The organism is Klebsiella sp. 141161, from assembly GCF_050600815.1.
In the GTDB taxonomy this organism is placed as follows: domain Bacteria; phylum Pseudomonadota; class Gammaproteobacteria; order Enterobacterales; family Enterobacteriaceae; genus Klebsiella; species Klebsiella aerogenes.
The window spans coordinates 232417-248258 of record NZ_JAQIRN010000004.1 but is presented as its reverse complement, the minus strand read 5'-3'; the positions used below and the strand labels follow the sequence as shown (position 1 = coordinate 248258).

The 15842-nt window shown below is 55.4% G+C and carries 13 protein-coding genes; 5 read left to right on the top strand and 8 right to left on the bottom strand.

Annotated features, from left to right (window positions below):
- Positions 1-9: 9 nt before the first annotated feature.
- From PGR79_RS13030 to PGR79_RS13015, 4 genes are all read right to left on the bottom strand, one after another.
- The gene (locus PGR79_RS13030) at positions 10-1629 is read right to left on the bottom strand and encodes an ABC-F family ATP-binding cassette domain-containing protein (RefSeq protein WP_430921806.1); all 1620 of its coding nucleotides are present in this window, start codon (positions 1627-1629) and stop codon (positions 10-12) included.
- Between the two features lie 232 nt (positions 1630-1861).
- Positions 1862-3931: a glycine--tRNA ligase subunit beta gene (gene glyS / locus PGR79_RS13025; protein ID WP_430921804.1), complete on the bottom strand. Its 2070-nt coding sequence runs from the start codon at positions 3929-3931 to the stop codon at positions 1862-1864.
- Between the two features lie 9 nt (positions 3932-3940).
- The gene (gene glyQ, locus PGR79_RS13020) at positions 3941-4852 is read right to left on the bottom strand and encodes a glycine--tRNA ligase subunit alpha (RefSeq protein ID WP_001168551.1); all 912 of its coding nucleotides are present in this window, start codon (positions 4850-4852) and stop codon (positions 3941-3943) included.
- A 137-nt stretch (positions 4853-4989) separates the two neighbouring features.
- Positions 4990-5289 carry a YsaB family lipoprotein gene (locus PGR79_RS13015; protein WP_162750193.1) on the bottom strand — a complete coding sequence of 100 codons (300 nt, stop codon included), beginning with the start codon at positions 5287-5289 and terminating at the stop codon, positions 4990-4992.
- 185 nt (positions 5290-5474) lie between these two features.
- On the opposite strand from PGR79_RS13015, the gene PGR79_RS13010 reads away from it, so the two are divergent.
- The gene (locus tag PGR79_RS13010) at positions 5475-6470 is read left to right on the top strand and encodes an acyltransferase (RefSeq protein WP_430921802.1); all 996 of its coding nucleotides are present in this window, start codon (positions 5475-5477) and stop codon (positions 6468-6470) included.
- A 35-nt stretch (positions 6471-6505) separates the two neighbouring features.
- Here the strand turns inward: PGR79_RS13010 and yiaA are convergent, their stop codons facing one another.
- From yiaA to xylA, 4 genes are all read right to left on the bottom strand, one after another.
- A complete protein-coding gene (gene yiaA / locus PGR79_RS13005; RefSeq protein ID WP_087858970.1) occupies positions 6506-6946 on the bottom strand; it encodes an inner membrane protein YiaA in 441 nt (146 codons plus the stop codon).
- A 34-nt stretch (positions 6947-6980) separates the two neighbouring features.
- The gene (gene yiaB / locus PGR79_RS13000; protein WP_430921800.1) at positions 6981-7358 is read right to left on the bottom strand and encodes an inner membrane protein YiaB; all 378 of its coding nucleotides are present in this window, start codon (positions 7356-7358) and stop codon (positions 6981-6983) included.
- 169 nt (positions 7359-7527) lie between these two features.
- Positions 7528-8982: a xylulokinase gene (gene xylB / locus PGR79_RS12995; protein WP_430921798.1), complete on the bottom strand. Its 1455-nt coding sequence runs from the start codon at positions 8980-8982 to the stop codon at positions 7528-7530.
- A 94-nt stretch (positions 8983-9076) separates the two neighbouring features.
- Positions 9077-10399 (bottom strand): xylose isomerase, encoded by a 1323-nt coding sequence (gene xylA / locus PGR79_RS12990; RefSeq protein WP_430921796.1) that lies wholly within the window; start codon positions 10397-10399, stop codon positions 9077-9079.
- Between the two features lie 372 nt (positions 10400-10771).
- Here xylA and xylF point away from each other — a divergent pair, with 372 nt between their 5' ends.
- From xylF to xylR, 4 genes are all read left to right on the top strand, one after another.
- Entirely contained in the window at positions 10772-11767 is a 996-nt protein-coding gene (gene xylF / locus PGR79_RS12985; protein ID WP_087858966.1) for a D-xylose ABC transporter substrate-binding protein, read from the top strand.
- 64 nt (positions 11768-11831) lie between these two features.
- Complete coding sequence (locus PGR79_RS12980; RefSeq protein WP_430921794.1) at positions 11832-13373, top strand: xylose ABC transporter ATP-binding protein; 1542 nt, start codon at positions 11832-11834, stop codon at positions 13371-13373.
- Positions 13351-14532, top strand: a complete 1182-nt coding sequence (xylH, locus tag PGR79_RS12975; RefSeq protein ID WP_430921792.1) for a xylose ABC transporter permease XylH — start codon at positions 13351-13353, stop codon at positions 14530-14532. The genes PGR79_RS12980 and xylH overlap by 23 nt, the downstream gene beginning before the upstream one ends.
- 123 nt (positions 14533-14655) lie before the next feature.
- Positions 14656-15834 (top strand): D-xylose utilization transcriptional activator XylR, encoded by a 1179-nt coding sequence (gene xylR / locus PGR79_RS12970; RefSeq protein ID WP_430921790.1) that lies wholly within the window; start codon positions 14656-14658, stop codon positions 15832-15834.
- Positions 15835-15842: the final 8 nt, after the last annotated feature.

Genomic DNA, 15842 nt, shown 5'->3' with positions numbered 1-15842 from the left:
TGTTGTCATTCAGAGGGCGGCAAAATGCCAGCCCGTATCCCGCCACTCCAGGCTATGGGTCAATTTCAGGCCTTGTAAAAATGCCTCGTCATGCGATACCACCAGCATAGCGCCGGGAAACGCCGCCAGCGCGCTTTCAATCGCCTGCGTTGAAGCCAGATCGAGATGATTGGTTGGCTCATCCAGTAGCAGCAGTTGGGTTGAGTCCCGCCGCCAGAGCACGCAGGCAAGCGCCGCTTTCAGTCGTTCGCCGCCGCTTAGCGCCGCTAGCGGAAGACTCACCTTGTCAGCCCCCAACTGGAGCTGCGCCAGACGGCTACGCAGCATTCCTTCATCCAGCGGAGTGTTTCCTAAGTTCAAGTGCTCCATTACCGATAGTGATAAATCCAGCTGCGTCAGATGCTGATCGAGATACGCCGCGCTCACCGACAGCCGAACGTCGCCAGCAGTTGCCTGCTCCAGCCCCATCAGGGTTTTCAACAATGTTGTTTTGCCGCAGCCGTTTGGCCCCCTTAGCGCAATGCGCATCGGGCCATCCACCCGCCAGTCGAGCGGGGCGGGGGATGAGTGAGCTAACTGCAGTGATTCCAGCACCAGTACCTGCTTGCCGGCGGCCACTTCACTGCCCGGCAGCGTAAACATCACCGGATTATCTTCTTCTACCCGCTCCCGCGCCTGCTGCACGGCGGCATTCAGGCTACTGTTCTGCTCTCGATGCTGACGGCGCAGCGTTCCCGGACGCTCTTTTGCCGCCCCTTTGTACTTCACGCGTTCGAAAGAAGCGATATTCAGCGCATCGACGGTACGCAGCGTCTGCGCCGATCGCCGCTGGGCCGCATCATGCTCCTTTTGCATCCGCGCCCGGGTGCGCCGCCGTTCGATTGCGGCATGCTCCAGCGCCGAGCGGGCGGCCTGTTGCTCCGCTTCATGCTGCTGCTGATATTCGGCATAATTACCACCGTAGCTGCACAGCGCCGCCGGCGTCAGCTCAATAATCTTCGACATTCGAGCCAGTAATTCACGGTCGTGGCTGGCGATTAATGCCCCGCCCCGCCAGATTTCCAGTTGCTGATACAGCCACTCCCGGCCCTGACGATCGAGATGATTAGTAGGTTCATCCAGCAGCAGATAGTCCGCGCCGGAAACTAACGCGCCGCACAGCAGCGCCTTCATTCGTTCGCCGCCGCTGAGCGAAAAAGCGGGACGATCGGCGGAGAATGCCGGGAGATCGGCATCGCGAAAGGCTGAACTCAGGCGATCGGGCAGATCCCAACGACCATCTAACAGTTCGAAGTCATCCGCCAGCCCTTTCCCCTGTTCAAGACGGGACAAGGCGTCAAATAGCGGTGCATAACCCAATAGCGAGGCAATGGTGGTCCCGGCCATGAGGGTCGGCTGCTGCGCCACCCAGGCAACGGAAACCGATCGTTCAATATGCCCGCCGGAGGGAGAATCGAGGCCCGTCAGCAGACGTAACAGGCGTGTTTTGCCAACGCCGTTGCGACCAACGAGGCCGCAACGCAACGGTTCCAGCGATAAATTCAGCGGGCCAAAAAGCGTCTGTCCCGTCGCGAACTGACAGGTGACCTGATGTAAAACAAAAGAGGGGGTGTGGGCGCAATGAGCCATAAGCACTCCTGAATGAAATCAATACTCCCCTACCCGCAGCCTCTGCGAGGTAAGGCGTGAAATTCATCAGTCGTGTTTGTTCATTTGTCGTGTGCGCTCCAGTGAGACGAGGGATTCGTCGGGGCATAGGATAGCCAGGCCTGAGCCTGGATTTCAAGATTATTTTTTCACCATGGCAATAAGGCAAAAAAAAGCCTGCCGGATGGCAGGCTTTTAACCTCTCACGAGATAGTTACTGCAGCAGTGAAATATCCGCAACCTGCAGGAACAGCTCGCGCAGTTTGGACAGCAGCGTCAGACGGTTGATGCGAACATCTTTGTCTTCAGCGTTAACCATCACATTTTCGAAGAACTCATCAACCGGCTCGCGCAGCGCAGCCAGCTCAATCAGCGCATCCTGATAACGGCCTTCGGCGAAGTACGGCTGCAGCTTATCGCGCAGCACCACCAGATTACCGGCCAACTTGATTTCCGCCGCTTCTTTCAGCACCGAGGCATGAACGATATCGTTCAGGGTCTCGTCGGATTTCGCCAGGATGTTGGATACGCGTTTGTTTGCCGCCGCCAGGGCGGAGGACTCTTCCAGCGTACGGAAGTGCGATACGGCCTTCATGCGCGCATCGAAATCCGCCGGGCGGGTCGGACGACGCGCCAGTACCGCCTGGATAGTGTCAACACCGTAGCCTTCGTCCTGATACCAGGCACGGAAGCGGCCCAGCATGAAGTCGATAACGTCATCAACGACGTTGGCGTTAGTCAGCTTCTCACCGTACAGACGCACTGCTTCTTCGGTCAGCGTTTGCAGATCGAGATTCAGGTTCTTCTCAACGATGATACGCAGCACGCCCAGCGCGGCGCGGCGCAGCGCAAACGGGTCTTTATCGCCTTTCGGATGCTGGCCGATACCGAAGATACCCGCCAGAGTGTCCATCTTGTCGGCAATAGCCACCGTGCAGGCAACCGGGTTAGACGGCAGCGCATCGCCGGCAAAACGCGGCTGATACTGCTCGTTCAGCGCCACTGCGACATCTTCCGCTTCGCCGTCATGACGCGCGTAGTGCATACCCATCACGCCCTGCGTGTCGGTAAACTCGAAGACCATGTTGGTCATCAGGTCACACTTGGAGAGCAGACCCGCGCGGGTCGCATGGTTAACGTCAGCGCCAATTTGTTCGGCAATCCAGCCCGCCAGCGCCTGAATGCGATCGGTCTTGTCGCGCAGGGTTCCCAGCTGCTGTTGGAACAGCACGGTTTCCAGACGCGGCAGGTTATCTTCCAGACGTTTTTTACGGTCGGTATTGAAGAAGAACTCGGCATCGGCCAGACGCGGACGAACGACCTTCTCATTACCAGAGATGATCTGCTGCGGATCTTTGGACTCGATATTCGCCACGAAGATGAAGTTCGGCAGCAGTTTGCCGTCATTAGCGTAGACCGGGAAGTACTTCTGGTCGCCCTTCATGGTGTAAACCAGCGCTTCGGACGGCACCGCAAGGAATTTCTCTTCAAACTTCGCCGTCAGCACTACCGGCCACTCGACCAGAGAGGTCACTTCTTCCAGCAGGCTTTCGCTCAGGTCAGCGTTACCGCCAATCTTACGCGCCGCCGCTTCAGCATCCGCTTTGATTTTGGCTTTACGCTCGGCGTAGTCCGCCATCACTTTACCGCGCTCCAGCAGAATCTGCGGATACTGGTCGGCATTGTCGATGGTGAATTCCGGCTCGCCCATAAAACGGTGTCCGCGAATGATACGGTCGGAAGCGATACCCAGAATGGTCGCCGGGATAACCTGATCGCCCAACAGCAGGGTTACGGTGTGTACCGGACGCACGAAGTGAACGTCGGAAGCGCCCCAACGCATCAGTTTCGGGATTGGCAGCTTCGCCAGCGAGGTCGCAACCATGTTCGGCAGCAGCGTTTGCGCGCTTTCACCTTTAACGTGGGCGCGATACAACAGCCATTCGCCTTTATCGGTGGTCAGACGTTCAGCCTGATCGACGGTAATACCACAGCCACGCGCCCAGCCTTCGGCCGCTTTGCTTGGTTTACCTTCCGCGTCAAACGCCTGGGCAAGGGCCGGGCCGCGTTTTTCGACTTCACGATCCGGCTGCGAGGCGGCCAGATTCGCCACTTTCAGCGCCAGGCGGCGCGGCGCGGCAAACCATTCGACGGCGCCGTGCGCAAGGCCAGCGTTGTCCAGTTCCGCAGTAAAGTTGGCAGCGAAGGATTCAGCCAGGCTGCGCAGTGCTTTTGGTGGCAGCTCTTCGGTGCCGATCTCCACCAGGAAAGTTTTCTCAGACATGGCCGCCTCTTATTTATCTTTGTTGCACATCGGGAAGCCAAGGGCCTCACGGGAAGCATAGTAAGCTTCTGCCACTGCTTTAGTCAGGGTGCGAATGCGCAGAATATAGCGCTGACGCTCGGTGACGGAGATGGCTTTACGCGCATCCAGCAGGTTAAAGCTATGGGCGGCTTTAAGAATACGTTCGTAGGCTGGCAGCGGCAGCGGGTTTTCCAGCGCCAGCAGTTGCTGCGCTTCTTTCTCATACTGCTCGAAGCAGGTGAACAAGAAGTCTACGTCCGCATATTCAAAGTTATAGGTGGATTGTTCCACTTCGTTCTGGTGGAACACGTCGCCGTAGGTGGTTTTGCCCAGCGGACCATCGCTCCAGACCAGATCGTAGACGCTGTCCACGCCCTGGATGTACATCGCCAGACGCTCCAGGCCGTAAGTAATTTCACCGGTCACCGGTTTACATTCCAGGCCGCCAACCTGCTGGAAGTAAGTGAACTGCGTCACTTCCATACCGTTCAGCCACACTTCCCAACCCAGCCCCCAGGCGCCCAGAGTCGGGTTTTCCCAGTTATCTTCAACGAAGCGGATATCGTGGATAGTCGGGTCCATACCCAGCTCTTTCAGAGATCCGAGGTACAGCTCCTGAATGTTGTCCGGAGACGGCTTAATCACCACCTGGAACTGGTAATAGTGCTGTAAGCGGTTCGGGTTTTCGCCATAGCGACCGTCGGTCGGGCGACGAGATGGCTGCACGTAAGCGGTCGCCATCGGCTCTGGCCCCAACGCGCGTAAGCAGGTCATCGGGTGGGAGGTGCCGGCGCCGACTTCCATGTCCAGTGGTTGAACAATGGTGCAGCCCTGACGAGCCCAGTAATCCTGTAAGGTCAGGATCAGGCCCTGGAAGGTCCTGGTATCAAACTTTTGCATATTATTTCGTGCTGGATACGTGTGGATTTAAAGGAAGGGATCAGTATACCCGCTGGCTGCGAGATATACAGTATGAAACGCCTTTGTTTAGCGAAATTTGAGCAAAGCGGCGCCATCATGCGGCGTTTAAGCCGCATTTAGCGCATAGAAAGATGCAAAAACTGGCCGTCCGGATCAAAAGAACAGATAAAACGCTCATTCCGCGAAGTCAGGCCGGAAAGCTCATAGCTTGCCTGGAACTGCTCGAAATGATTAACGTCGACGCGACGGGTGTCTGTGCTATAACGTAACGCCGCCTGATCCTTGCATAGTTTCTCCATGTTCAGCGTCGTTTGCGGCGTGATACGTGCCTTTTGCGCTTTTTGGACAGGTTGAGCAGGTGTCTGGCTGCAGCCAACCAGCAGCAGCGCCACCAGGGCAGATACGAAATATTTCATCACCATTTTTCTCAACCGCCTTGTTAGCCAATTGTTATCGTGCAGACCATGTAAAACCAGACAAACATTTTGCGAATCTCGCGGATGCTCTACAAGAGTGTGGCGATAAACTCAGAATATTCCATTGTGATGACGACAAACTACGGGAGTCAGACTCTTTTTACGCAAGGGCCAATGAGGTACAGATGCAGGAAAAAATAAGCTGGATTACCAACTTGCGCGGCATAGCATGTCTGATGGTCGTGATGATTCACAGCACCACCTGGTACATTACCCATCCTCATAGCATCAGCTTGTTTGAATGGAATATCGCTAACCTGCTTAACTCGGCATCGCGCGTCAGCGTCCCGCTTTTTTTCATGATTTCAGGTTATCTGTTTTTTGGCGAGCGCAGCGCCCAGTCGCGCCATTATCTGCGCATCGGGCTGTGCATTCTGTTCTACAGCGCGCTGGCGCTGCTCTATATCACCCTGTTTACCCATATCAACGTTGAGCTGTCATTAAAAAATTTACTGCAAAAGCCGGTGTTTTATCACCTGTGGTTTTTCTTTGCCATTGTGGTGATTTATCTGCTCTCGCCGCTGATTCAGGTGAAGCAGGTCAGCGGCAAAATGCTGCTGGCGCTGATGCTGGTGATTGGCCTCATCGCCAACCCTAATACGGTAAGTATTAAAGCCGGCGGCATTGAATGGCTACCGGTAAACCTCTACATCAACGGCGATACCTTTTACTACGTACTGTACGGAATACTGGGCCGGGCGATCGGCGCCATGAATACCGACCGAAGAGGGTTAACCCTGCTGTGCGCGCTGCTGTTTACCGCCGCGGTGTGGGTCATTTCGCGCGGCACGCTGCATGAACTGCAATGGCGCGGTGATTTCGGCGATACCTGGTATCTGTACTGCGGGCCGGCAGTGTTTGTCTGCGCGACCTCGTTGCTGACGCTGGGCAAAAACGTCCTCAATAGCCGTGAGCTTCCGGGTATTGCGTTAATTTCCAGACATTCATTAGGCATTTATGGTTTTCACGCGCTGTTTATACACGCGCTACGCGCAAGTGGCCTGGAACTTAACCGCTGGCCATTACTGGATATTGCATGGATTTTCGCCGCCGCGCTGTTGGGTAGCCTGGCGCTATCTATACTGGTTCAACGAATTGACCGTCGCCGGTTAGTGAGCTAAAAAAAGCGCCCGCCGTTTAACGCGGGCGCCGTCGATTACTCCGCGGTCTCTTCTGTTACTGCGCTCCCCTCACTTAGCGGCGAGCGATCCCAGGCATCGCGAATATTCTTCTGTACTGCTACCGCGCCGAACAGGCTCAAAAAGAATGCCAGGCCATAAAAGCCTTTCTCGCTTAGCATCAGCGTTGCGTTCCACAATCCCACCACCAGCAGACCCACCGCAATCACGAAAGCGATCAAGCAGGACATGTAATACATAGCGGTGGTTGGAATTTTGTCGTATTTATCACGAACCGTTTTCTGATAAGAAGCGGCGGAAAAAAGACCCAGCACCAATACGGCAAAATAGTAGCCCTTTTCATTGAGCTCCATTGGCGCATTCCACAGGCCAATCAAATACACGAGGATACCGCCCACCAGCGCAATCCATGAGATCAGGTGAAACGCGGGTGAATATGTCGTCGCTTTCATTTCCATTGCTGACTACCTCTCTTCGCTGTCGACTGACAGCTTATTCCACTGAGCTATTGCGAGCTTTATCCGCGACTCTGGCGGGATAAGATATCGCTGAAGCGCCATACATACAGACAAACCATGCCACCACGTAGATGCTTTTTTCACGCCACGGCGCCGGGACAAACCAGGCGCCGACCAGCAGCAATCCCACCGATAGCAACAGCACCAGCCGGCACAGAGAGATAAAATCATCGTCTCGCTGCGCTTCCAGCTCCGTTCGCTGATGCGTAAGTACGGCAAACATTCCCATCACCAGTACACCAAGAAAGTAACCTTTGCCGCTGAATAGCGGGCACGTTCGCCAGATACCGATTAAGTAAACCAGCGAGCCCAGCAGCATGACTAATCTTGCCGTCGTACGTTTTAATCTCATTGCGCCTCCCTGGCCATGGTAGCGCTCATTATGACCGGGGAATTGCCGGTTGCGGCAGTTTCCGCAAATTGAAACCCACAATTCGGAATAAATAAATATGTGAATTAAATCAATGCAAAGCGAATCATTCAGAAAGGAAATTCGCCCCAATAAATGGGGCGAGAACAACTTATGACATCAGTGGCTTAAGCTGCTGATAGATCTGGCGGAACGTTTCACGACGCGGCGCATAACGGGCAAACCGTTGAGCATCAGGCAGGTGCGCCTGCTCCAGCGGCAGTTGCGGTAGGAGGTCAGAGAAAGCCGCACCTTGATGAACGCCCAACTGCGCCAACCTTGCCGCGCCTAACGCCGGGCCGACATCGCCGCCGGTGCGGAAATCCAGCTGTTGTCCGCTGATATCGGCAAGCATTTGCCGCCAGTATGCGCTGCGCGCGCCGCCGCCGATAAGGGTGACGCTGTCTGGCTTCACACCACAGGAGTGCACAACATCCATACCGTCAGCCAGCGCGTAACCCACCCCCTCAAGCACCGCCCGCGCCAGTTCGGCGGGACCATGTTGATGGGTAAGGCCGAAGAACACGCCTTTAGCCTGCGGATTGTTGTGCGGCGTACGCTCGCCGGAAAGATAAGGCAAGAACCACACCGGGTCGGCATTGTCATCCGCCGACTGCGCCGCGGCGATCATCGCCGGTACGCTGCCGAGGCCGGTCAGCTTTGCCGCCCAATCCAGACAAGACGCGGCGCTGAGCATCACCGACATCAGGTGCCAGCGGCCCGGCAGGGCGTGGCAGAAACTATGCACCGCGCTTTCCGGTTTACTCAGAAAACCATCGCTGACGGCGAAATAGACGCCTGAGGTCCCCAGCGATAACATCGCCTGACCGGCATCGGCCATGCCAACACCGACAGCGCCTGCCGCGTTATCACCGCCGCCCGCTACCACCAGCGCCCGCGGCATATTCCACGCCTGGGCTACCTCAGCACGCAGTTGGCCGGTCACTTCGCAGCCTTCAAAAAGGGCCGGCATATTGTCGCGGCCGAGCCCGCAGGCGGCGAGCATCTCATCGCTCCAGTCGCGTCGCGCGACGTTCATCCACATCGTGCCGGCGGCGTCGGACATATCGCTGGCGAATTCGCCGCTCATGCGTAGCCGCAGATAATCTTTCGGCAACAGGACCTTATCGACCTGTTTAAAGATTTCGGCTTCGTGACGCTGTACCCACAGCAGCTTCGGCGCCGTAAAACCCGGCATCATCAGGTTGCCGGTGATTTGCCGCGAAGCGCCGACTTTTTCTTCCAGCAGCATGCACTCTTCGCCGCAGCGGCCATCATTCCACAAAATCGCCGGACGCAGGACCCGCTGCTGTTTGTCGAGCAGCGTGGCGCCATGCATCTGTCCGGCAATCCCTAAAGCTTTTACCTCGCGCAGGGAGTGTTGCGCGCCCAGCGCTTGCATCGCGGTATTCGTCGCCTGCCACCACTGTTCGGGATCTTGTTCGGACCAGAGCGGATGCGGGCGCGAGACGGTCAGTTTTTCGGTATGCGTCGCCAGTACGTCGCCCTGTTCGTTGAGCAGAATGGCTTTTACGCCCGAGGTCCCTAAATCAATCCCGATATACATGCAGCGTCTCCTTAACACGAACGCCACGGCAAAGCGTGGCGCAGCAAAAATGGTTATAGCCAGCGCCCGGATTTACCGGGCGCTTTTGTCGGCATTACTTATCGAACAGGTAATGATTCACCAGGTTTTCCAGCAGTTCCTGGTGCCCGCTGTGGTGCTGCGGCGCCAGGTTGTGCTGAGTCGCATAGTGCGCGATGTCGGTCAGCGTCATCTGGCCTTTAAGGATCTGCTGGCCCAATTCACCGTTCCAGCCGGCGTAGCGTTTCGCCACGCGTTTATCCAGCTCGCCATCTTCAATCATGCGCGCCGCGACCTTCAGCGACAGCGCCATGGTGTCCATCGCGCCGATATGACCGTAGAACAGGTCGTATTTGTCGGTGCTCTGGCGACGAACTTTAGCATCAAAGTTCAGGCCGCCGGTGGTGAAGCCGCCCGCTTTGAGGATCTCATACATCACCAGGGCGTTCTCTTCCACGCTGTTCGGGAACTGGTCGGTATCCCAGCCCAGCTGCGCATCGCCGCGGTTAGCATCAACCGAACCGAACAGGCCCAGCGCAATAGCCGTGGCGATCTCGTGGTGGAAAGAGTGGCCGGCAAGGGTGGCGTGGTTGGCTTCAATGTTCAGTTTAATCTCTTTTTCCAGACCAAACTGTTTCAGGAACCCGTAAACCGTGGAGGCATCATAATCATATTGGTGCTTGGTCGGCTCCTGCGGCTTCGGCTCGATCAGCAGGGTGCCCTGGAAACCAATTTTGTGTTTGTGTTCAACCACCAGTTGCATAAAGCGGCCAATCTGCTCGCGCTCCTGACGCAGATCGGTATTAAGCAGGGTTTCGTAGCCTTCGCGACCGCCCCACAGCACGTAGTTTTCACCGCCCAACTTGTGGGTCGCATTCATTGCGGTAACTACCTGAGTCGCCGCCCAACTGAAGACTTCCGGATCGGGGTTCGTCGCCGCGCCTGCGCCATAACGTGGGTTGGTAAAGCAGTTTGCCGTCCCCCACAGCAGTTTCACGCCGCTCTGCTGCTGTTTTTCCGCCAGCACGTCCACCATCTGAGCAAAGTTGTTGCTGTACTCTTTCAGCGAAGCGCCTTCCGGGGAAACGTCGACATCATGGAAGCAGTAATACGGCACATTCAACTTATGGAAAAACTCAAATGCCACTTCGGCTTTACGTTTCGCCATTTCCAGCGCTTCACCCGGCTGCTGCCATGGACGATCGAAGGATCCCACGCCAAACATATCCGCGCCATTCCAGCAGAAAGTGTGCCAGTAGCAGGCGGCGAAACGCAGGTGGTCTTCCATGCGCTTACCCAGTACTAATTCATCCGGATTGTAGTGACGAAAAGCCAGCGGGTTAGTCGATTTCGGGCCTTCATAACGAACGCGATCGAGTTGATCGAAATAGGTTTTCATAGAGAACTCCATATTCAGGGGTGCGGCGAGTAACAAGTGATACGCCAATATAGAATTCCATTTTCATCTTCCTCAATTACGTTATTTCACACCGCCATTGAGAGAATCCACAAACGTGCGCCAGCTCGCAAAAACAATTCCTCTTTGCATCATTTCTGGAACCCTATGATGGAAGAAGAATGAAATAACCTGCATACTCTTGAATAAAATACGATCGCGGTCATAAATTACGAAACAAACTAAATTTCATAATGCGAAAATAAGAACAGGTAATTGCCAGCCCTCGCTTCCCCGTTAAGAATCTGCAACGTATCTGCAACCTGAAGTTTATTCCTGTTCGCCTTACCTACCCTTTGAAAAGGTATCGTTATTATGAAGATAAAGAACCTTTGCCTTACGCTCTGCGCCTCATCGCTCCTTCTCGCCAGCATGGCGGGTATGGCTAAAGAAGTTAAGATTGGGATGGCCATCGACGATCTTCGTCTGGAACGTTGGCAAAAAGATCGCGATATTTTCGTTAATAAAGCGGAATCCTTAGGCGCCAAAGTATTTGTGCAGTCCGCCAATGGCAACGAAGAAACGCAAATGTCGCAAATTGAAAATATGATCAACCGCGGCGTCGATGTTTTAGTGATTATTCCTTACAACGGCCAGGTGCTCAGCAACGTTATTAAAGAAGCGAAACAAGAAGGAATTAAAGTTCTCGCCTACGATCGCATGATTAATAATGCTGACATCGATTTTTATATTTCTTTCGATAATGAAAAAGTCGGTGAAATGCAGGCCAAAAGCCTGGTCGACAAAGTGCCGCAGGGAAATTATTTCCTGATGGGTGGCTCGCCGGTGGATAATAACGCCAAATTGTTCCGCGCCGGTCAGATGAAGGTGCTCAAACCTTATGTTGATGACGGCAAAATTAAGATCGTCGGCGATCAGTGGGTCGACGGCTGGCTGCCGGAAAACGCGTTAAAAATCATGGAAAACGCGCTAACGGCGAATAACAACAAAATTGACGCGGTAGTGGCTTCCAATGATGCGACCGCCGGCGGCGCTATCCAGGCGCTTAGCGCCCAGGGGCTGGCGGGTAAAGTCGCCATTTCCGGGCAGGATGCCGATCTGGCTGGCGTGAAACGTATTATTTCCGGCACCCAGACGATGACCGTTTATAAACCGATTACCACGCTTGCCACTAACGCTGCCGAAATCGCCGTTGAATTAGGTAATGACCAGCAACCCAAGGCCGACGCCACGTTGAATAACGGCTTAAAAGATGTCCCTTCGCGCCTGTTAACGCCAATTGAAGTCAATAAAGAGAATATTGACGCCACGGTGATTAAAGACGGTTTCCACAAAAAGAGTGAACTGTAATGGCTGACGCCCCGCCTCGGGGCGTCGTTTTCGTCCTGCCGGATATCGCTTTTGCGGAGTCTCTATGTCCTGGTTACTCGAAATGAAGAACATCACCAAAGCCTTCGGCGCGGTTAAGGCCGTGGATAACGTCAGCCTGCGGCTGAATGCCGGGGAAGTGGTGTCGTTATGCGGTGAAAATGGTTCGGGAAAATCGACGCTAATGAAAGTGCTGTGCGGCATCTACCCACACGGCAGTTACGATGGTGAAATCATTTTCGCCGGCGAGTCGCTGCAGGCGAATCATATTCGCGATACCGAGCGCAAAGGTATCGCCATTATTCACCAGGAGCTGGCGTTGGTGAAACATCTCACGGTGTTGGAAAATATCTTTCTCGGCGCCGAGGTCTCACGCCATGGCCTGCTGGATTACGAAACCATGACCCTGCGCTGCCAGAAACTATTAGCGCAGGTGAATTTATCGATCTCGCCCGATACCCGCGTTGGCGATTTAGGCCTCGGCCAGCAGCAGTTGGTCGAGATCGCCAAGGCGCTGAATAAACAGGTACGGCTGCTGATCCTCGATGAACCCACGGCATCGTTAACCGAACAAGAAACCGCGACGCTGCTGGCGATTATTCGCGATCTGCAAAATCACGGCATCGCCTGTATTTATATTTCGCACAAGCTCAATGAAGTTAAAGCCATCTCCGACACTATCTGCGTGATACGTGACGGCCAGCATATTGGCACCCGCGACGCCAGCGGGATGAACGAAGATGACATCATCACCATGATGGTCGGACGCGAGCTCACGGCCTTGTATCCAAACGAACCACATAATCATGGCGATGAGATATTGCGGGTCGAGCATCTCACCGCCTGGCACCCGGTTAACCGCCATATCAAGCGCGTCAACGACGTGTCGTTTTCCCTCCGCCGCGGCGAAATCCTCGGCATCGCCGGGTTAGTCGGCGCCGGGCGCACCGAGGCGGTACAGTGTCTGTTTGGCGTCTGGCCGGGGCGCTGGCAAGGAAGCATCTTTATCGACGGACAGCCGGTGACGATTAAAAACTGCCAACAGGCGATTGCCCATGGTATCGCCATGGTGCCGGAAGACCGCAAAAAAGACGGCATCGTGCCGGTGATGGCAGTCGGCAAGAACATCACTCTCGCGGCGTTAAATCAGTTCACCGGCCCGGCGAGCAGCCTCGACGACGCCGCGGAGCAGCACTGCATTCAGCAATCGATTCAGCGGCTGAAAATCAAAACGTCATCGCCGGATCTGGCGATTGGCCGCCTGAGCGGCGGCAATCAACAAAAGGCGATTCTGGCCCGCTGCCTGCTGCTCAACCCGCGCATTTTGATCCTCGATGAACCAACCCGCGGCATCGATATCGGCGCGAAATACGAAATCTACAAGCTTATCAATCAACTGGTGCAGCAAGGCATCGCCGTCATCGTGATCTCATCCGAATTGCCTGAAGTGCTCGGGCTAAGCGATAGGGTACTGGTGATGCACGAAGGCAAGCTTAAGGCCAATTTGCATAATCAAGGTCTGACCCAGGAACAGGTGATGGAAGCCGCGCTGAGGAGCGAACGCCATGTCGAAAAACACGTCGTCTGAAATCAAACTTACCCCTTCCGCCCCTGCCGCTTTCCCGGCGCTGAAAGGGCTTAATCTCCAGGTTTTCGTGATGATCGCCGCGATTATCGCCATTATGCTGTTCTTTACCTGGGTTACCGACGGCGCCTATTTGAGCGCGCGTAATATTTCCAACCTCCTGCGGCAAACCGCCATCACCGGCATCCTCGCCGTCGGCATGGTGTTCGTGATCATTTCGGCGGAAATCGACCTCTCCGTCGGCTCAATGATGGGTTTGCTCGGCGGCGCGGCGGCGATTTTCGACGTTTGGCTCGGCTGGCCGCTGCCGCTCACCATCCTCGTTACGTTGGTCATGGGGCTACTGCTCGGCGCGTGGAACGGATGGTGGGTCGCCTATCGCAAGGTGCCCTCTTTCATTGTAACCCTTGCCGGCATGCTGGCGTTTCGCGGAATTTTAATCGGCATTACCAACGGTACCACCGTCTCGCCCACCACGCCGGCGATGTCGCAAATCGGTCAAAGTTATTTACCGGACGGCATCGGCTTTGGAATCGGCGTTATTGGCATGGCGGCTTTTATCATCTGGCAATGGCGCGGTCGGATGCGCCGACAGGCGTTAGGGCTGGCGACCACCAGTTCTACCGGCGCGGTTGGCCGTCAGACCATCACCGCGGTTATCGTGCTGGGCGCTATCTGGCTGCTCAATGATTATCGCGGCGTGCCGACGCCGGTACTCATACTCGCCGCCCTGCTGCTGGCGGGCATGTTTATGGCGACCCGTACCGCTTTTGGCCGCCGCATTTATGCCATTGGCGGTAATCTGGAAGCGGCCCGCCTCTCCGGGATTAACGTCGAGCGCACCAAGCTTGCGGTCTTCGCCATTAACGGCCTGATGGTCGCCATCGCCGGGTTGATTCTCAGCTCGCGACTGGGAGCGGGATCGCCTTCTGCCGGTAATATCGCCGAACTCGACGCCATCGCCGCCTGCGTGATTGGCGGCACCTGTCTGGCGGGCGGCATCGGCAGCGTGGCAGGGGCGGTAATGGGGGCGTTTATTATGTCGGCGCTGGATAATGGCATGAGCATGATGGACGTCGCCACCTTCTGGCAATACATCGTTAAGGGCGCCATTTTACTGTTGGCGGTCTGGATGGATTCGGCTACCAAACGGAGAACATAACGGTATCACGATGAAAAATGCCCGAATAACTTGCGCCACCGCCAAACTTCGCCATAAGGCGCTTGAAATAATTCGGGCATTAGCCGGTATTGTATGACCGGGGTAAGAGCAGGAATATCATCTATGTTTGAAAAGCGTCACCGCATTACGCTGTTATTCAACGCCAACAAAGCCTATGACCGTCAGGTGGTTGAAGGCGTTGGCGAATATCTGCAGGCATCGCAGCTGGAATGGGATATTTTTATCGAAGAGGATTTTCTCGCGCGTATTGAAAACATCAAAGAGTGGCTGGGTGATGGCGTTATCGCCGATTACGACGACCCGGAGATAGAAAAACTGCTGGCAGATGTCAAAGTACCGATTGTCGGCGTCGGCGGCTCCTATCATCAACCAGAGTGCTACCCGCCAGTCCACTATATCGCCACCGATAATGCCGCGCTGGTCGAAAGCGCGTTCCTGCATCTGAAAGAAAAAGGAGTGAACCGTTTCGCTTTTTACGGGCTGCCGACCTCCAGCGGCAAGCGCTGGGCGAGGGAGCGCGAACATGCCTTCTGCCAGCTAGTCGCCAAAGAGAAATACCGTGGCGTCGTCTATCAGGGGCTGGAGACCGCGCCGGAAAACTGGCAGCATGCGCAAAATCGGCTCGCCGATTGGCTGCAAACGCTGCCGCCGCAAACCGGCATTATCGCCGTGACCGATGCCCGCGCCCGTCACGTCCTGCAGGCCTGCGAGCTGCTGCATATTCCGGTGCCGGAAAAACTGTGCGTCATCGGTATCGATAACGAAGAATTGACCCGCTATCTCTCCCGCGTCGCGCTCTCTTCCGTGGCGCAGGGTACCCGGCAGATGGGCTACCAGGCGGCGAAACTCCTGCATCGATTACTGGAAAACGAAGCGCTACCGCTGCAGCGGCTGCTGGTGCCGCCGATGCGCGTCATTGAGCGGCGCTCCACCGATTATCGCTCGCTCACCGACCCTGCGGTGATTCAGGCGATGCATTACATCCGCAATCACGCCTGCAAAGGCATTAAGGTTGAGCAGGTGCTCGACGCCGTCGGTATTTCCCGATCGAATCTGGAGAAACGCTTTAAAGAAGAGGTCGGGGAAACCATCCACACGGTGATCCACAGCGAAAAGCTGGAAAAAGCGCGCAGCCTGCTGGTCTCCACCACGCTATCGATAAACGAAATTTCGCAGATGTGCGGTTATCCGTCGCTGCAGTATTTCTATTCGGTGTTTAAGAAAGAGTACGATGTGACGCCGAAAGAATACCGCGATCGGCACAGTGAAGTGATGATGTAGCGGGAAAG